The following is a 17,907-nucleotide window of genomic DNA, read 5'->3' on the forward strand; positions in this document are numbered from 1 at the left end:
TTACAGGCACGTAAAATAGGTATGCTAAACGCTTTAACAAGGTATTTGACACGAACTCGCTTGTCGGAAGGCTTTAGAACTTTTTTGACAATATATCTTTTAGCATTTTATTGTCTAAACTAACATCCGCATACATTTGTTTGAGCTTGTTATTTTCTATTTCAAGCTCTTTCAGACGTTTAAGCTCTTGTTGTTCCATACCGCCGTATTTCTTACGCCAGTAATAAAACGTACTCTTGTCAATACCCAATTCTCTTGATAGATCACCTACGGATCTACCTTGTTGATTCTCCTTGAGAGCCTTGATAATTTGACTCTCGCTAAATTTGCTGTTTCTCATTGTGACAGTTTGAATTTAAAGTTAATAAATTCGAATTTTATGCTGTCCTATTTTTAGGGAAGCCTACAGCGTATGACAACACCTATAAACTTTTTACATTATTAAAAACAGCGAAGGCTGATGGTTCGTATTTAAAGCAAATTAGTAAACTGGAAAAACAAGATTTACTCATCTTAGATGATTTTGGACTTAAAGCGATGGACAATATTAATCGCCACGCTTTAATGGAAATTATTGAAGACCGTCATGGAAAACACAGTACCATAATTGCTTTGTAATTACCAGTAGAAACCTGGTATAAAATGATAGGAGAACAAACTATTGCGGATGCTATTTTGGATCGCTTGGTACATACAGCACACCGACTCGATATTAAAGGTGAATCTATGCGTAAAAAATTAATACTAAATTTAACCACAAAGGAATCGATTTTGAGCACTTAGTTTACTATGCTCAGTTTCATCCGCCGCACGTGGCTCACTTTGTCCGCCCCATCCAGGGTTTGATGCGATTAAATAATTTTAATTCATTTAACAGAAGTTGCATAGGTGTCCGATTTCTAATCCTATTGTTTATTTTCTTAAGGTTATCATTTTAGTTTTGGTACATTGTTAAATCAATGATTTTTAGTTATAGGTAGACAACGACCATTTTTTTTAAAATAATATGTTTGTCTACCCATTACTAAATGAGAGAAGTACTCATGCATACCACTAATGTTGTTTAGGTGATACATGAGTACTTTTTGGTAAATTTTATTTTTTAATAACTTTTCTTACAGCTACCTTGTTTTCTGTATTTTCAATTTTCAGCAAATAAATTCCTGCAGAAAATGAGGACATATCTATTGTAGTATTACTCGTTGTTAGTAATACTTTTCCTGAAATATTAAATATTTGAGCTTTTTTAAACTCTTGCTTTCCTTCTAAATTAATGAATAACGTATTTATTATTGGATTAGGATATACCTTAATAGTACTGTGGAAATTTTCATCTGCAATACTTAGCGTATTACAATCGATAGTACTATAATCTGCAGTTTCATCTTTATCCCAGTCACCAAAGTAAGTATGACCTTCATCTATTTGAATACAAGTTAAGTCAGGGTTATTTGTTGCATTAAGACCTAAGTTTTCATTATTTCCATTAGCAATATTTAAACTTGTTAAACTATTTGAAGAACAGTTTAAAGAGTATACTAATGGGTTTTGAGAAATATCTATACTAGTTATTTGATTTGTATTACAATTTAAAGTCGTTAATGCAGGGTTTTGAGAAACATCTAAACTCGTTAATCCATTTGAATAACAAGATATATAATATAATGCTGGTTTATTAGAAACATCTAAACTCGTTATACCAATAGAATTACAAGTTAATTTTTTTAATGCTGTATTTTGAGACAGATCTAAACTAGTTAAATTCATATTGCTACAAGATAACGTTTCTAATGCTGTGTTATTAGAAACATCTAAAGTTGTTATTTGATTTGTGTGACAAGTTAAACTCTTTATTGCTGTATTATTAGAAAGATCTAAACTAGCGATACTATTAGAAGAAAATGATAAAGTTTCTATTAATGGATTTTGAGAAATATCTAAACTCGTTACATTATTATTCGAAAAAGACAAATATGTTAATGCTGTATTATTAGAAACATCTAAACTCGTTAAACTATTATTAAAAGCATTTAAATATGTTAATGCTGTGTTTTGAGAAACATCTAAACTCGTTAAACTATTATTAAAACAATATAGTTTTGTTAAGCTGGTAAATGCTTCAATACCTGTTAGGTCTGTAATAGACTTGTTAGAAACGTTAATATCACCTGTAAAAGCAGTCGCTTCATCACAAGAAATCTCACCATCATCAGTTGTGTTTATTGCAGTATTGGCTAGCAATTCGGCTTTAAAGATGGCATCTGGTATGTTTACGATACAATCACAATTGGTATTGTAACTTGCAGTTGCATCTTTAGTCCACTCACCAAAGTATGTTACCCCTGCATCTATTTGGATACACGTTAAATCAGGATTACTTGTTGCATCAAGAGATAATCCATTAGCTACACTAGTTCCATTAGCAATATTTAGACTAGTTAAACTATTAGAAGAACAGTTTAAATTTGATAAAGCTGTATTATTAGAAACATCTAAATCTGTTAAATTATTCGAATCACATTTTAAATTTGATAAAGCTGTATTATTAGAAACATCTAAACTTGTTAATTGATTATTAGTAGAATAGAAGTAAAATAATGCTGGGTTATTAGAAACATCTAAACTCGTTAAACTATTATTTTCACAATAGAAATATTTTAAAGCTGACTGTACAGAAACATCTATAGTTGTTAAACTATTTTCTCCAACATCTAATTTTGTTAATGCTGTATTACTTGAAACATCTAAAGTAGTTAATCCCGTATTAGCACAAGATAACGTTTCTAATGCTGTGTTATTAGAAACATCTAAAGTTGTTAATTGATTTGTGTGACAAGTAAAACTCTTTAATGCAGTATTTTTAGAAACATCTATAGTAGTTATGCTATTCGAAGAAAACGATAAAGTTTCTAATAATGTATTTTGAGTAACATCTAAAGCCGATACATTATTATTAGAAAAAGACAAATAATCTAATAATGTATTTTGTGAAACATCTAAACTCGTTAAACTATTATTAAAAGTATTTAAATAGGTTAATGCTGTATTTTTAGAAACATCTAAACTAGTTAAACTATTATTAAAACAATATAGTTTTGTTAAGTTGGTAAATGCTTCTATACCTGTTAAGTCTGCAATAGACTTGTTAGAAACGTTTATATCACCTGTAAAAGCAGCCGCTTCAGTACAAGAAATTTCGCCATCATCAGTTGTGTTTATTGTAGTATCGGCTAGCAATGCTGCTTTAAAGTTGGCATCTGGTATGTTTACGTTACCTGTACATTGTGCATTTGTTTGTATGTAAACTAATACAAACAAGAATAAAGTTAATTTTGTTTTCATAAAAAAAAGAATTTGATTAAAAAAGTTAGTGTATACAAACTAGGTGTCGAAATTGGAGGGTACCCCCCAAAAGAATCAAATATTCCTCTATTTAGATTAACAAGAATTGCTGCTTAAGCCCCTCAATTAGACTAGATTCAATAATATGTATACAACAATAAAACATTCATGTTAATGAGTGAAATGGCACATATTTTATGTCTTCTTATTTCATTTTGGTTGATTATAATTTTTGTTTTTATTGTTTGTAGATGGTCTTTGAATTTTTATCTAGCTCCCTTTTTTCTATCTCATTAGCTTTCATCACCCAATTTGAAGCTAGGGCTTGCAATTTTTAACTTTGAATGTGCCACCAACACCCCAACCGATTACTAAATTGTAGTATTTTTTAGCTAAAATAATTGCCATTTTATTGGCAACTTACTTTCTTTATGGTTTATCTAGTTTATATAGCACTATTTATTCATTACTTGTTTCAATTAGAATAAATAATACATAAAACTACACCTGTTTTTTATTCGAATTATTAAAATAAAGACTTGATTTTATAGATTTAAAAAAAGAATAACTTGTAATTTTTTCTTATAGAATAAGGGCTTAACATTTAATTATTTTAATATATATTGGTTGAAATTTAAATTTTGTATAACTAAAATCATTTAAATATTATTTTTAGTGTTAAGGTAAATTATGTATAGTTCAGATAAAGATGTCATACAAGGATTAAAGAGTAACGATAAGAAGGCGTTAACAATATTGTATAATAATTACTGGAAAGTACTCTATATATCATCATATAATTTATTAAAAGATAAGGAAGTTTGCGAAGAAATTATTCAAGATGTTTTTATTGATCTGTGGAATAAACGCAAAGATCTTGAAATTAAAGTTTCTCTTCAAAGTTATCTTTACGCTTGTGTAAGATATAAAGTTTATGCCGAATTCCGCTCAAATAAAATAATGCGAGTTGAGTTATTTGAAAAATTAGACAAGCGATTTCAATATACAACTCCAGAAACAAAAATGATGCACAAAGAACTACAACAGTATATCGAATTTGTTGTTGAAAGTTTGCCAGAAAAATGCAAACGGGTCTACAAACTTAGTAGAAACGAACAATTAAGCCATAAAGAAATTTCAGAACAATTAGGGATTACAGTTAAAACTGTAGAAAATCATATTACAAATGCACTTCGCGTACTTAGGGTTTCTTTAGGGCCAGTTTTATTCGTTGCCCTGTTTTTAAACAACTAATTTCTTATTTATAACCTAAGTACATTGTACTTAGGTGCTGTTTAATTGATTTGTTTAGATGATGTCTTTCATTCTATTATAACAGTACTATAATTAAAAAAAGAAATAATGTTTTTTTTTTAGGGGATAAGCATCTTTTTAGACACCTACTTAATATATCTATAGATTATATGAAAGACAATCAAAATATAAATCAAGATTTTCAATTTTTAATTGAAAAATATCTCGACGGAAAAATTACGGTTGATGAACTTAAAAAGCTTGTAAACTATTATGAAAGTTTTCAAGAGACACATGATTGGGTTGAAGACTTAGGTTCCGAAAGTAAGATTAAAAATAAAATGCTTCTGCACATTCTAGAATCAATTCAAGAAACGAAAACGGTTAAGGTTATTCCATTTTATAAGAAGAGTATTTTTAAATATGCAGTTGCGGCCTGCTTGATAGCATTTGTAACATTTGGATCTATTTATAAATTTCAACAGAATAAGAACACAGATATTAAGGTGTCTAATTCTTCAATTCAGGTTGGGTCAGATAAGGCAATTTTAACTTTAGAGAATGGAAGCGATGTTATTTTGAATAAAGAGACAAATTACCAGTCTGCCACATTAAAAAGTAATGGTAGGTCTTTGGTTTATAGTAAATCTAAAGAGATGAGTGAAGAGTTAGTATATAATTATCTAACAATTCCTAGGGGTGGACAATTTTTTATAGAATTATCAGATGGTACTAAAGTGTGGTTAAACTCTGACTCTAAATTAAAATACCCCGTAAGTTTTATTAAAGGAAATCCGAGAGAAATTGAGTTAGTATACGGAGAAGCATATTTTGAAGTTTCAAAAAGTACTGAACATAATGGTGATGCATTTTATTTGAAAACCAATGAACAAAGTATACAGGTTTTAGGAACGGTATTTAATGTAAAAGCTTACCGAAATGAACATGATATTATTACCACATTGGTGGAAGGTAGTATCTCGGTAACAAATGATTTACATAAAAATGTTTTACAGCCCGGAGAGCAATCCAAATTATCTCAAGCGAAAAATGACTTCACAATTTCTGTAGTAGACGTAGAAGAAGTGGTTGCTTGGCGCCTAGGGGAATTTAGTTTTACAAATAAATCTTTAGAAGAAATTATGAAGGTTCTTTCAAGATGGTATGACGTGGATATAATAATAGAAAATGAAGAAATTAAAAGTATCGGTTTTACAGGAACTTTAAGTAAGCAATTACCTATAGAAAGCATAATGAAAATTATAAAACAAACCAACGATATGAACTACGTAATTGAAAATGAAAAAATTATAATAGAATAAAAAGGGGTAAAACTAAACATCTCACCGCCAGCGATACCCCTTATTCTGCATTGATTAATTAAAAAAACCAACATGTAAATTTATGAAAAAAAATATTACTAATATACTTCTCTTCCCCAAGAAAAGGTTTTTATCGTTCATCATGAAACTATTTATTTTTCTTTTTTCGATATCTGTCTTTAGTCTATCACCTAAATCCGGATTCTCACAAAATTCTAAAATTAAGATAAAAAACGATCAGGTTGTTTCAGTTGATCAAGTATTTAAATTAATAAAAGATCAAACAGATTACTCTTTTATGTATAGAGTATGTTTGTTTGAAAATTATCCAAACATCTCTTTAAAACAAGGTGTTTTCCAGGCAGATAAGCTTTTAGATATGGCTTTGTCAAAGGGCAAATTTGAATACGAGTTTTCAAAAGAAAAAACGATTCTAATTAAAAAAAAAGAACCAAAGATTGAGGAAATTCCTAACAAATTTAATTTTTTTCAAAATAGGGTAACCATAACTGGGACCGTTATAGATGAATTGGAAGAACCATTAGCAGGTGTGTCTGTGTTAGTAAAAGGTACTAATTTTGGAACTTATACAGATTTTGATGGTAAATATTCCATTGATTTTGACGAAAATAGTGAGCCTACTGTCTTGGTTTTTGTTTCAATGGGATATAAAAAAGAAGAGATAACGGTTGATAGTAAAAAAGTTATTAATATAAAAATGACCACTAGTCTAGATAATTTAGACGAAGTTGTGGTAATTGGATATGGTACTAGTTCTATAAAAGATGTTACGGGGTCAATTTCTAGTATATCCGCTAAACAAGTTGAAGAAGCACCTATGTTGGCCACTGTTCAAAGTTTGCTGCAAGGTAGAGCGGCAGGTGTTAATGTTCAAATAGCATCGGCATCGCCAACTTCGGATATAAGTATTATTATTCGTGGGCAGTCATCCCTTTCTGGTGATAATCAACCTTTATGGGTTATTGATGGTGTGCCACAATATTCAGAAACTAGTTCTGGAGGTGTAAACAATCCGTTAAGTAATTTAAACCTTGACGATGTTCAAAGCATTGATATTTTAAAAGATGCTTCTGCCACTGCTGTCTATGGCTCAAGGGCTGCTAATGGTGTAGTAATGGTTACAACTAAAAAGGGTAAATACAATCAAAAGCCTATCATTGAATTATCTACGCGGGTAGGACTTACAGTTATGGATTTTAATGAATCTCAATATTTTGGAGTAGACGATTATAAAAGGTTTATGATAGCAGCGAGTAAGGAATCTGTTCTTACTTCAGGCTTTAACGATTATAATTCAGCGTTTATAGATGAAAATGCTTTTTTAAATTTAAATACCACACAATATGATGCTTCAGATTTGCAAGTGTCACCAGGTGCCTTTTATGATAATGATATTAATTGGCAAGACGAAATGACGCAAAACCCTTTTGTAATGCAACATAATTTTGCGATAAGAGGTGGTTCAAGTGGAAGCACTTATTCAGCATCATTTAACTATAACGACGCAGAAGGTGTAATAAAAGGTGGAGATAGTGAGTTATTTGGTGGACGTTTTAATTTTAATACAAAAATTAGTGAAAGGTTTAAATTTGGTTTAAATGTAAATGCTAGTAAACGTACTACTAATAATAAGGATGGCTTATTAACTACATTGAAATATGTACGTCCTGATCTTCCTGAGTATAATCCAGATGGATCTATATTTACAGCAGATATATATACAGAGAACCCACTTACTTCCTTGAAAAACACAAATGCAGGAAAAGGAATTTTATTTAACGGGACAACTTCATTAGATTATGATATACTGGAAGGTTTAACCTTAAGAGGGGCTTTCACACATAATTACTTTGATACCGAGTCTTTAACATACCAGCGAATAGGGACTAGCAACAATAATCCTAATAATACTAGAAGTTTGTATCGTCTTAATTCATCATTTAATATTTTAGAAGGTACGTTGTCATATAAATTAGTTAAGAATAAACATGATATTAGTGCTTTAGCAGGGTATTCATCTGAGAATAGAAATAATGGAACATTATATATTTATGCAGAAGACTTTCCTGATGATGAAGTTCTTAATAATTTCACTTCAGCGGCAGAAATAGTTAGATTAACTGAGGAATTCACAGAAAATGCTTTGATTTCGCAATTTGCTCGGTTACATTATAAATTTGATGATCGCTATATTATTTCAGGAACAGTGCGTAGAGATGGATCTTCACGTTTCGGGCCAGACAAACGTTGGGGGGTGTTTCCTTCTGGAGCAGCAGCATGGATTATTTCTGAAGAAAATTTTATGAAATCTTCTAATATTAAAAAATATGTTTCTTTCTTAAAGTTAAGATCATCCATAGGTGTAACGGGATCTCAAAATCTCGGAAATTTTGATTGGGTGACTTTAACGAGTACTTCCACATACGACGATAGTTCTACTATTAATCCATCTACAATAGGAAACCCAACTTTACAGTGGGAGCAAACACAAATGTTAGATTTAGGCTTAGATTTTGGTTTGTTTGATCACCGCTTATCAGGATCGCTTGGTGTTTATGAAAAGATAAGTGATAATTTATTTTATGATCAGCCTATTCCATTGAGTTCTTCATTTGAAACTATTAAAGCTAATGTAGCATCAATCAGTAATAAAGGTTTTGAATTTGATATTAATTATAATATCATAAATACAAAAGATAGTCGATTAACGTTCAATTTCAATTTTTCAAAGAATGTCACCAAAGTTTTAAAAATTAATGGAACTATAGATGAATTATTTTTTCCAGGAAGTTGGGCGCCATACGTAAGGCTTACAGAAGGCGGGGAAACAGGTCAATGGTATGGATTACAAACCTCTGGGAGATTTTATGTTAATGCAGAAGATATGTATGCCATGAGAGGTAACTCAACCGAGACAGGGCAGACCACTTATTTGAGTACGGCACCAGAAACAGTAGGAGATCTTATGTTTATGGATCAAGATGGTGATGGCGTAATAACTAATGATGACCGTGTAAATTTAGGAAGTTCAACACCTTTAGGATATGGTGGTTTTGCTTTTGCTTATCAATACAAAGGCTTTAATGTTAATGCAAATTTTACTTATGCATATGGGCATAAGAGATTTTGGAATTTAACATATACAGATATAGCTAACACGCGTCATTATAATCAAAGTAATGTAATTGCAGGAGAAAGTACAATTTTAAATAATCCGTATGACGCTCTTTTTCCAAGACTTGGACCAGGCATGGCACAAAATGCTAGATTTTCTGATTTCTTTTTGTACGATGCTTCTTATGTGCGTTTAACGGCTTTAAATGCAAGTTATAAGATTCCTAGCATAACATTCGCCAATACGTCTATAAAGGGTGTTGAACTTACTTTTCAAGCTACTAATTTATTTACTATAACCAAGTACCCAGGGTTTGATCCTCAGGGTAATTTTTCTTCCTCAGCAGTGGGCTCAGGTATGTCAGTAGATTCTAGTAGATACCCGGCTGCACAAATATATAGTCTTGGACTTATTTTTCAATTTCAATAAAATTATTACAGATGAAAAAAATATTTTGTATTTTATTAATTAGTCTATGTTTTGGATTCATATCATGTGAAGATAATTTAGACTTGTCACCTACGTATATTTTAAGTGAAAAAAACGCAATAACTAATGCTATTCAAGCAAGAGCCGTTGTTAATGGAATTTATCAAACTATAGTAGATTCAGATCATTTTTCAGGTCAACTATATGCTTCTTTAGCTTCTAAATCGGGCTTTATTAATTGCTCAGATGGCGATTATAATATGGAGTACTCGGAATCAAACGAAACAACTACTAATATAACATATAGATGGTTAGATTATTATACAACCCTAAATACGGCAAATTTTGCAATTTTCAATATAGAAAAACTTACGGATTCACAAATAGAACCCAATGATAAAATCACATTGCTTGCTGAAGCTAAATGTTTAAGAGCATTTGCTAATATAAATCTTTTTTGGAATTATGGGCATTGGTGGTCTACTGATAATGCAAACACTAATGGCATATTGTATCGAGATAAACCAGTTACTTTTGGTACAGTGCAGGCAGCAAGATTAAATGTAGGAGAAAGTTATCAGAAGATATTTGATGATCTTGATTTTGCTATTATTAATTTACCTTCATTTACTAGTAATAGATATGTTTCAAAACAATTTGCTAAAGTTTTAAAGGCTAAAATACTGCTTTATAGAAATGGATTTAATGGCGGAACAGCCAATCTTAGTGAAGCTCTAGCCTTGGTAAACGATGTTTTAGAAAATCATGTTTCTGGATTTTCTATGCAAGGAGATTTAGCTAAGGTTTATACCGATTCATGGGATTCTAATGAAAATCTATTTTCTAGTTATATATCAGATAATGCAGATAGAGTGAATAACGTAAGTTCTTTTTACTCATATAGTTTGATTTTTAGTTATGCAACTCGTTTGCCTTTAGCTAGTGGTCAAGAACTTGATGCTAAACTAATTCATGGTTTCGATTGGTTTTCTGCAGATCCAAGATGGAATATTGTAACAGGCGAAGTTAGTTCGCCCATTATATGGGATCCTACTAAGCGATTTACTTTTACTAAATTAGCAAGACTTGGCCGACTTGATGGGCAAAATGCAAATCCCGAAGATTTAAAATATAACACCTATTTTTTTAGATATCCTGAGCTGTATATTTTAAAAGCAGAATTATTAGCAAGAACAGGTGCTTCTGTTGCTGAAGCGATTGCACCAATTAACGAGATGCGTTCTAAAAGAACAAATCCTGTTTTGCCAAGTTTAAATCCTCAAAACGAACAAGACTTAATGGATACGATTTTTAAAGAATATTTCTTTGAAACTTTCTTAGAAAATGGTAGTGAATATTTTGCTTCTTTAAGATTTAAAAATAATGCAGGCATTCTTTGGATTGAAGCTTTAAGAGATGGTGAAGTGTTAAATATTAATCGTCTGTGTTATCCTATTCCAAGTATTGAGATTGAACTTAATAAGGAAATAGAACAAAACACTGACTTAAAGTAATTTAATTAAAAAATAATATGAAATTTAAACCCAAATATATAGTTGCTATAATTAGTTTAGGATTATTATTTAGTTGTGAAGAGGAATTAGAACTTTTAGTACCTTATCCTAATGATATAACTTTTAATGAACTAACGTTGGGTAGGTTTACTTTTAAAACTTACAACGAGCCATTTGTTGCTGGAGATAATGAATCAGGTATAATTACCGCTAATGCTGTTAATACAGGTAATGGAACACATTCTGGTTTCGCATTATCTAATCAAAATTTACGTTCTTATCCTTGGTATTCAAGTCCGAAATTTGCACCAACCAGTCTTTCAGAAACAGAAAAGCAACAGTCTATTGATTCGTCAGCTTATAGTGTTTATACATATGGAGTAAATAGAACAGAAAATTATCTTGTGGGAAATACTACTGGAGATAATGCTTATTTTACCTTAGAAAAACCAGGTGTTGTAGAGCATGTACTAGTCGCTAATACCAGCTATAACTATCTTTTAATGCAATACGGATCTGTCTATTCTGGTACAATAGATTCACAAACGCAAACTTGGTTGATTAATGGTAATCCTGTTAAAAATCCTAATATACCTAACACAAGCACTGATTATTATGCAACTTTTAGACTCCCTTCTACAGCCGATGTTGAAGCTGTAAGACTTTCGGGACATGTAATTTTAGAGAAACGTAAAGTTGGAGAGATTGTTAGAGCAGCGGTTTTAGACTCCGGTGGTACAGAGGCAGAAGGAGAAACAGCTTATAAAGCGGCATATAAAGATTATAGTACAGGCTACCTTAAATTAACGATGGAAGGTTATTTAAATGGAAATAAAACAGGTGAGGTAGATGAATATTTAGCATTAAAACCAGGTGTAGATCCTGTAAATCCAGAATATAATTTTACATTAAATGACTGGAGAAAAGTAGATTTAACGTCTTTGGGACAAGTAGACAAGGTACTATTTAAAATGTCATCTTCCTATGTGGATGCTCAAGGAAAAATGATTTACCCAACTTTATTTTGTTTAGATGGAATTCGACTTTCAAAATAATAAAAATTAATTATCTCAATTTAAACTTCTAAACTTTTAAACTCCTAAAATGAAAAAAGGTATCTCTCTATTATTTTTTATATTATTCTTAACATCTAGTATAGCTCAAAAACAAACAGCAGTAAAAAAACAAAACAAAGATTACATATTATTTTCTGGAACGATTTTGAATGCCCCTTCCAAAACATTTAAACTTCGTGATGGTTTTGGGGAGTCAATTACTATTCAATTAGATAAAAATGGGTCATTTGCAGATACGTTAACTTCAGGTTCTAGTCATTATATTTTGTATGACCCAAGTCATAGATTAGATTTTTATTTTATTAATGGAGAAGAATACAATTTGAAAGCTGATTTATATAAATTTAAAAGTACAACAAATTTAACGGGAACAGATCTTGATGCCTCTAATTACATAATGACAAGAACAGCCAGATTTCAACAAATTAGAGGTGACGATGAAGAATTATACTATTTAAATGAAAAAGATTTTATAGCAGAAGTAATGGAACTTAATAAAAGTTATATTGCTTATTTAGAAAGTTTTCAAGGTATCCCCACTGAATTAGCTTTAAATGAACGTCAAGAAATAGAATATCTTCGGCTTTTAACCTTAATTAAATATCAAAATTTAAATCGATATTACACAGAACGACCTGATTTTAAGGTTTCTGAAAGTTTTACTAAACAGTTTGATAAAGTTAACTATTTAGATGAAAAGGCGTTTAGAGCTAAAGGCTATTATGATGATTTAGTGTCGGAACATTTTAATCTTAAAGCTCAGGAATTAGCAGAAAATACAGAAGTAACTATATATTTTGCTAGATTAAAAGTGTTTGGAGCAATTTCAAATGAGTTTATTAAAAATAAATTATTGGCATCTGTAGGTTCACGTGATATTGCTAAAGTAGACAATAAACAAGAGTATTATAATGCCTTTACTTCAGTCTCTACTTCAACTAAAAATAATGAAAAGGTTAAAGAAAAACATGAAGTTTTAAAACTTCAAGAAAAAGGGCAGCCTTCACCCGTTTTTACAAATTATACTAATCATGCCGGAGGAACAACATCTTTAAGTGATTTCAAAGGTAAATTCGTATATATTGATGTTTGGGCAACTTGGTGTGCTCCTTGTATTAAAGAAATACCTTCGCTTAAAAAAGTAGAACAACAATATCATGATAAAAACATTGTATTTATTAGTATATCTGTCGATGTAGAAAAGAAATACGATGCTTGGAGAGAAATGGTGTTATCTGAAGAATTGTCTGGGGTTCAGTTGCTTGCAGACGATGGTTTTAGAAGTGAATTTATAGATGATTATAAGATTAATGCCATACCTCGTTTTATTTTAATAGGACCAGACGGTACTATTGTAGATCGCAATGCGCCAAGACCATCAGACCCTAAATTAATTAACTTATTTACCGAACTTAAAGTTTAATTGAATTGAAATAGATAGATTTAAAGTAATATGTTCATAAGTAATTGTATTGTTATTAAATTATTTTTAAAAACATATATGAAATTAGAGAGGGTAAGGTGGGGCTGATCTAATTCGCTCTATCTATTTAAAACGATGTTTTAACTTACTAAAATATTAATAAGCTACACAAAAATAATCGTTGATAAGATTATAGTTTTTTCAGGTTTTATAGTGATTATTAGACTATAAGCGAGTGTCTTTTTTGTTATAACATTATAATTATTACTATAAAAGGAAAAAAAATGATTTTATTTTGGGGGGTATTAATCAATATTGACACTTAGTTAATATATACTTAACCAGATTACATTATAGAACTATAAATAAACCTTTTAACCATTTAATTATTTAATATATGAAGCATTTTTACAAAAACTATTTATTACTAGCTATTACATTAACAATTACGGGTTTAACTTATGCGCAAAATTCAGCAGTTTTTACCGATAATCGTACGGGATCACTTGGAGAAGTGCCGTTCAAAATTGATTTTACTGAAAAGCAGAATTCTACTTATGAAAGCCAAATAATAACTGAAAATCTTGACATATATTATTTTAGAGCGGCACGTTTGAGTTCTATACAACCTGTTTTTAATTACCCTTACGAAGTTTATAGTAATTTTTCTGTAACTTTTGAAAAACCTATTGAAAATTTAAAATTATACTTAGTGGGGACAAGACCTGTAGATATTAAGTTCAATCATCCATTTGGGTTTGCAGAAGGTGCTTATAATGTAACAGCTACAAGTGAAACTCAAATACAAGTTAAATACCCTGGTTATGCTATTATAGAGTTTACAGAACCAGTTACAACATTAACCTTTACGCCACTTTCTGTGCCAGGATCAGGTTATCAGTCACTTACATTTACAGACGGCGATTCATTATTAGGAATAGATGATATACTTCCTAATGTAAATAACCTTAGCTTATACCCAAATCCTTCTTCAGATTTCATCCAAGTTTCAGGATTAAATAAAACAGTAGACTACAGAATCTATAGCGTTTTAGGTTCAGAAGTTGGTTCGGGAACAGTATTTGAAAACAAAAAAATAGGTATAGCTAATTTAATAAATGGAATTTACTTTTTGAAACTTGAAAGTGGACACACAATTAAGTTTGTAAAGAAATAAACATCATTACTATTTGCTAACCATAATACATAATAGCAGTTAAGAACAAATTTTAGTTTTTAACTGCTATTTTAATAGCAAGAAGAAGATAAAGATGGTTTTAAATATCCCGAAAGTTCAAACATAGCAACAAGTTCTATAAAATACTTAATCTAAGTTTACATAATATTATTAGTAAATAAATCTCTTTAATGATGAATAAATTACTTAAAAATATAATTTTTACTATTCTTTTGGCTCAGACGGCACTGACTTTTGGTCAAGCTAGTTTTGATTTCATTGGTGAACCAGCACAAATTCACCCAGATGGAACTTTAGCACCAAACGACCCTTTTGTTTTTGTGGTTAGAGATGTTCCAAAGGGGCAAAGTAATGCAGTTTTATTTCGTCTTTACCCGTACCCTGATGGCGTTAATATGAATGCATATAGTAATGGCTGGCAAAATGGAAATAATAAAATTGAGATGCCTTTAGGTAATTTAAATGATATTGATGTAAATAATGGTTTTTTTAAAACGGAAACTGTAGACAATGGTGATGGGACATTTACAAAAACGTATACTGTCTCTAATGTTAGTAGAGATGTTACACTTGCTAGTACAGCTAAAAATGGAGGTATGACAGATGGTGTAAGTTACGCGCCAATCGTAAGAATAATACAGGCTAATGCACAGATCCTTGATTCTACAGGACAAATGGCTACAGGAGACAATCCTTTTGAAGTAGATCAAGCAAGTTTAGACAGAAGTCCTGATTACATTACAACCAGTTTTGCTTTTAGTTATTATCCTCCAGAAGAAAATGCAACAACAGGAGCAGGTGAACACCCTCACATTACAGCGACCTCTGCAATTGATTTATACACAGATGGTAATGGATCTGATAAACTAAATCAAATCATATCATTTTCTAATCAAGTATTTAAAAAATACTCTAACGATGCTCCTTTTAATATTTCAGCAACATCTAGTTCTGGCTTAACTGATATAACTTATAGCGTGGTATCTGGACCGGCAAGTATAAGTGGCAATACAGTAACATTAGACGGTAATAGTGGTGGTATTGTAACCATAAAAGCAACACAGGCAGGTAATTCAAATTATAATGCATCAGAAAACTATCTACAATTTGATGTTGTAGATTTAGGTCTTTATAATCCTACTATTACTACGAGACTTACCGAAGATTATTCAATAGAAATGCCGTCATTATATGCTTATCCTATTTATGTAACTTCGAGTATCGAAGAACCTAACCTATTAAGTATAGATAGGGTAGAGATTAGTGTTAACGATAAAACGGTTTCTTCAAGTGGTGAAAATGGAGAGTTTGTTGGACTCTGGACACCAACTTCATATGGGCTTCACACTGTAAAAATCATTTCATATGCTACTAATGGAACTAGTACAACAATTACAAAGAACATTGAGGTTACTAATAGTATAGCTTCTCAAAATGTACAAACTCTGGATGATGTTGTGATAGAGTATGGTGTAACTGGTCAATGGCACTACGGTACTTATACTTTACCACAACATGTTGGCAGTTATAATAAAATAATAGCAAACATGTCTGTAGAATGTCCATCAACCACAGGGGATTGTGATGATTGGGATCGTTTAGCCTATATAGATGTTATGGGACCTGATGGTAATTGGATTCAGATCATTCGTTATGCCACTCCATTTGGTGTTGGATGTAGCCATGCTATCGACTTAACTGATTATGAAAGTCTTCTTCAGGGAGAGGTACAGTTTAGAATGTATATTGCTACTTTCGGGTCTGGAGGTTGGCAAATATCATTAGATTTCGATTTTGAAAAAGGGACTCCTGAATATTTGTACTCAAAAGTTGATGAATTATGGGATGGGTCATGGGAATTTGGTAATCCAACAAACTTACAACCTGTACCAACTAAAACTTACACTTATAATTCTAATGTCTTAAAATCTCATTTGCGATTATCTACTACGGGTCACGGTTGGGGAGAAAACAATTCTCAAAATGCTGCTGAATTCTATGAAGCCTATCATTATATTGATATTGATGGGGCTACAAATTCCCTTCACTATAATTGGAATGAATGTAATCCAAATCCAGATAGTTGTACAGGGCAAAGAGGTTCTTGGGCTTATAACAGATCGGGTTGGTGTCCAGGTGCCATTTCACCACCAAACATTACAGATATGACTGCTCAGATAGCAAAAGGTACTGTTGATTTTGGATATAGATTTGACCCTAGATATGTGGATTATTGTCACCCTGATAATCCTGATTGTATTAGTGGTGTTACTTGTGAAGATTGTAATGATACATTTATAGCACAATATGTCGTTGATGGACAGCTTATTAATTTTAGCAATAATCCATTAGTAGAAGAAACTTTAGGTGTTGAGGATGTTAATAATACATCGAATTACAAGTTATATGCCTACCCAAATCCATCAAATGGGGTTTTTAACATCACTACAGCAAGTACTTTTGGTAAATCTGTAGTGAATATTGTATCTATTTCTGGTGAAATTATTAAATCGTATTCTATTAATTCTAGTGAAGAATTAAACCATACTACGTTCAACTTGACTTCTCTTGCAACCGGGCTTTATTTTGTAACTATTGAGAATAATTCAGGACAAGGAACTTTAAAACTTATAATCAATTAAGAATTGAAGAATCAGGTACTAGGCAGTGGGCTAATAACTGTATCCAAATCTACTGCTGTACGCATGACAAGAATAAAAAATATTGAAGAATATTACACTCTTTTTATGGTTGCTTCTACCGAAGAAAAACAGAAAAAGAATATCACAGAATTGTATGAAAGTTTAAAAGAAGTTGAAAAAGGAAAACAATGGTAAAAGAATATGAATTAGGAGGCATACAACATTTTGCCGATAACGTTTTTAAATCTAAGTTTATTAAGGATTACGCAATCAGTGATATTTCTAAATTTATTTTGTTAGATCTTTCAGAAAATATTGTTTCTGAAAATGCTCCAAGATCATCAAGCCTAGTTTTAATGTCATTATTCAATAATCTAGATATATAACATTTGTATGTAAACCAGGCTTTCTATTTTAAAATAATACAAACTAATAACAATCTCTCTTAGATTTTTTAAGAATGTCTCGCTTTGAATTAGTCATAGTCAATGTCTGGGAAAGGTTTAAAGGGTTATTTGAAAAAGTAACCCTTTTAAATTAGTTTAAAGTCATTACTTTTTTTTCAAAAAGA

The 17,907-nt window shown here is 30.9% G+C and carries 12 protein-coding genes and 1 pseudogene; 11 read left to right on the forward strand and 2 right to left on the reverse strand.

Annotated features, from left to right (window positions below; all coding sequences use genetic code 11):
* Positions 1 to 73: 73 nt before the first annotated feature.
* Positions 74 to 340: a transposase gene (locus tag JJL45_RS07105; protein ID WP_068603105.1), complete on the reverse strand. Its 267-nt coding sequence runs from the start codon at positions 338 to 340 to the stop codon at positions 74 to 76.
* A gap of 68 nt (positions 341 to 408) precedes the next feature.
* On the opposite strand from JJL45_RS07105, the pseudogene JJL45_RS07110 reads away from it, so the two are divergent.
* Positions 409 to 783, forward strand: a pseudogene (locus JJL45_RS07110) (ATP-binding protein); the annotation flags it as partial.
* Positions 784 to 1,095: 312 nt separating this feature from the next.
* Here JJL45_RS07110 and JJL45_RS07115 read toward each other — a convergent pair.
* Positions 1,096 to 3,342 (reverse strand): T9SS type A sorting domain-containing protein, encoded by a 2,247-nt coding sequence (locus JJL45_RS07115; protein WP_068603103.1) that lies wholly within the window; start codon positions 3,340 to 3,342, stop codon positions 1,096 to 1,098.
* Between the two features lie 690 nt (positions 3,343 to 4,032).
* Here JJL45_RS07115 and JJL45_RS07120 point away from each other — a divergent pair.
* The 10 genes from JJL45_RS07120 (at position 4,033) to JJL45_RS07160 (ending at position 17,722) form a co-directional block, all read left to right on the forward strand.
* Positions 4,033 to 4,596 (forward strand): RNA polymerase sigma-70 factor, encoded by a 564-nt coding sequence (locus JJL45_RS07120; protein WP_068603102.1) that lies wholly within the window; start codon positions 4,033 to 4,035, stop codon positions 4,594 to 4,596.
* A gap of 170 nt (positions 4,597 to 4,766) precedes the next feature.
* A complete protein-coding gene (locus tag JJL45_RS07125; RefSeq protein ID WP_068603101.1) occupies positions 4,767 to 5,918 on the forward strand; it encodes a FecR family protein in 1,152 nt (383 codons plus the stop codon).
* Between the two features lie 82 nt (positions 5,919 to 6,000).
* A complete protein-coding gene (locus tag JJL45_RS07130; protein ID WP_082935916.1) occupies positions 6,001 to 9,483 on the forward strand; it encodes a SusC/RagA family TonB-linked outer membrane protein in 3,483 nt (1,160 codons plus the stop codon).
* Between the two features lie 11 nt (positions 9,484 to 9,494).
* Positions 9,495 to 10,997, forward strand: coding sequence for a RagB/SusD family nutrient uptake outer membrane protein (locus tag JJL45_RS07135; protein WP_068603099.1), 1,503 nt, complete (start codon positions 9,495 to 9,497; stop codon positions 10,995 to 10,997).
* A gap of 17 nt (positions 10,998 to 11,014) precedes the next feature.
* On the forward strand, positions 11,015 to 12,052 hold the full coding sequence (locus tag JJL45_RS07140) for a DUF4465 domain-containing protein (protein ID WP_068603098.1): 1,038 nt from the start codon (positions 11,015 to 11,017) through the stop codon (positions 12,050 to 12,052).
* Between the two features lie 49 nt (positions 12,053 to 12,101).
* Positions 12,102 to 13,496, forward strand: a complete 1,395-nt coding sequence (locus tag JJL45_RS07145; protein WP_068603097.1) for a TlpA family protein disulfide reductase — start codon at positions 12,102 to 12,104, stop codon at positions 13,494 to 13,496.
* Between the two features lie 397 nt (positions 13,497 to 13,893).
* Positions 13,894 to 14,673 (forward strand): T9SS type A sorting domain-containing protein, encoded by a 780-nt coding sequence (locus JJL45_RS07150; RefSeq protein ID WP_068603096.1) that lies wholly within the window; start codon positions 13,894 to 13,896, stop codon positions 14,671 to 14,673.
* Between the two features lie 191 nt (positions 14,674 to 14,864).
* Positions 14,865 to 17,336 carry a T9SS type A sorting domain-containing protein gene (locus JJL45_RS07155; RefSeq protein ID WP_082935915.1) on the forward strand — a complete coding sequence of 824 codons (2,472 nt, stop codon included), beginning with the start codon at positions 14,865 to 14,867 and terminating at the stop codon, positions 17,334 to 17,336.
* Positions 17,337 to 17,399: 63 nt separating this feature from the next.
* Positions 17,400 to 17,531, forward strand: coding sequence for a hypothetical protein (locus JJL45_RS16240; protein ID WP_262895031.1), 132 nt, complete (start codon positions 17,400 to 17,402; stop codon positions 17,529 to 17,531).
* Positions 17,525 to 17,722 (forward strand): hypothetical protein, encoded by a 198-nt coding sequence (locus tag JJL45_RS07160; protein WP_068603093.1) that lies wholly within the window; start codon positions 17,525 to 17,527, stop codon positions 17,720 to 17,722. The genes JJL45_RS16240 and JJL45_RS07160 overlap by 7 nt, the downstream gene beginning before the upstream one ends.
* The last annotated feature ends 185 nt before the right edge of the window (positions 17,723 to 17,907 follow it).

The sequence above is a fragment of the Tamlana sp. s12 genome (assembly GCF_016767215.1).
GTDB classification, from domain to species: domain Bacteria; phylum Bacteroidota; class Bacteroidia; order Flavobacteriales; family Flavobacteriaceae; genus Pseudotamlana; species Pseudotamlana agarivorans.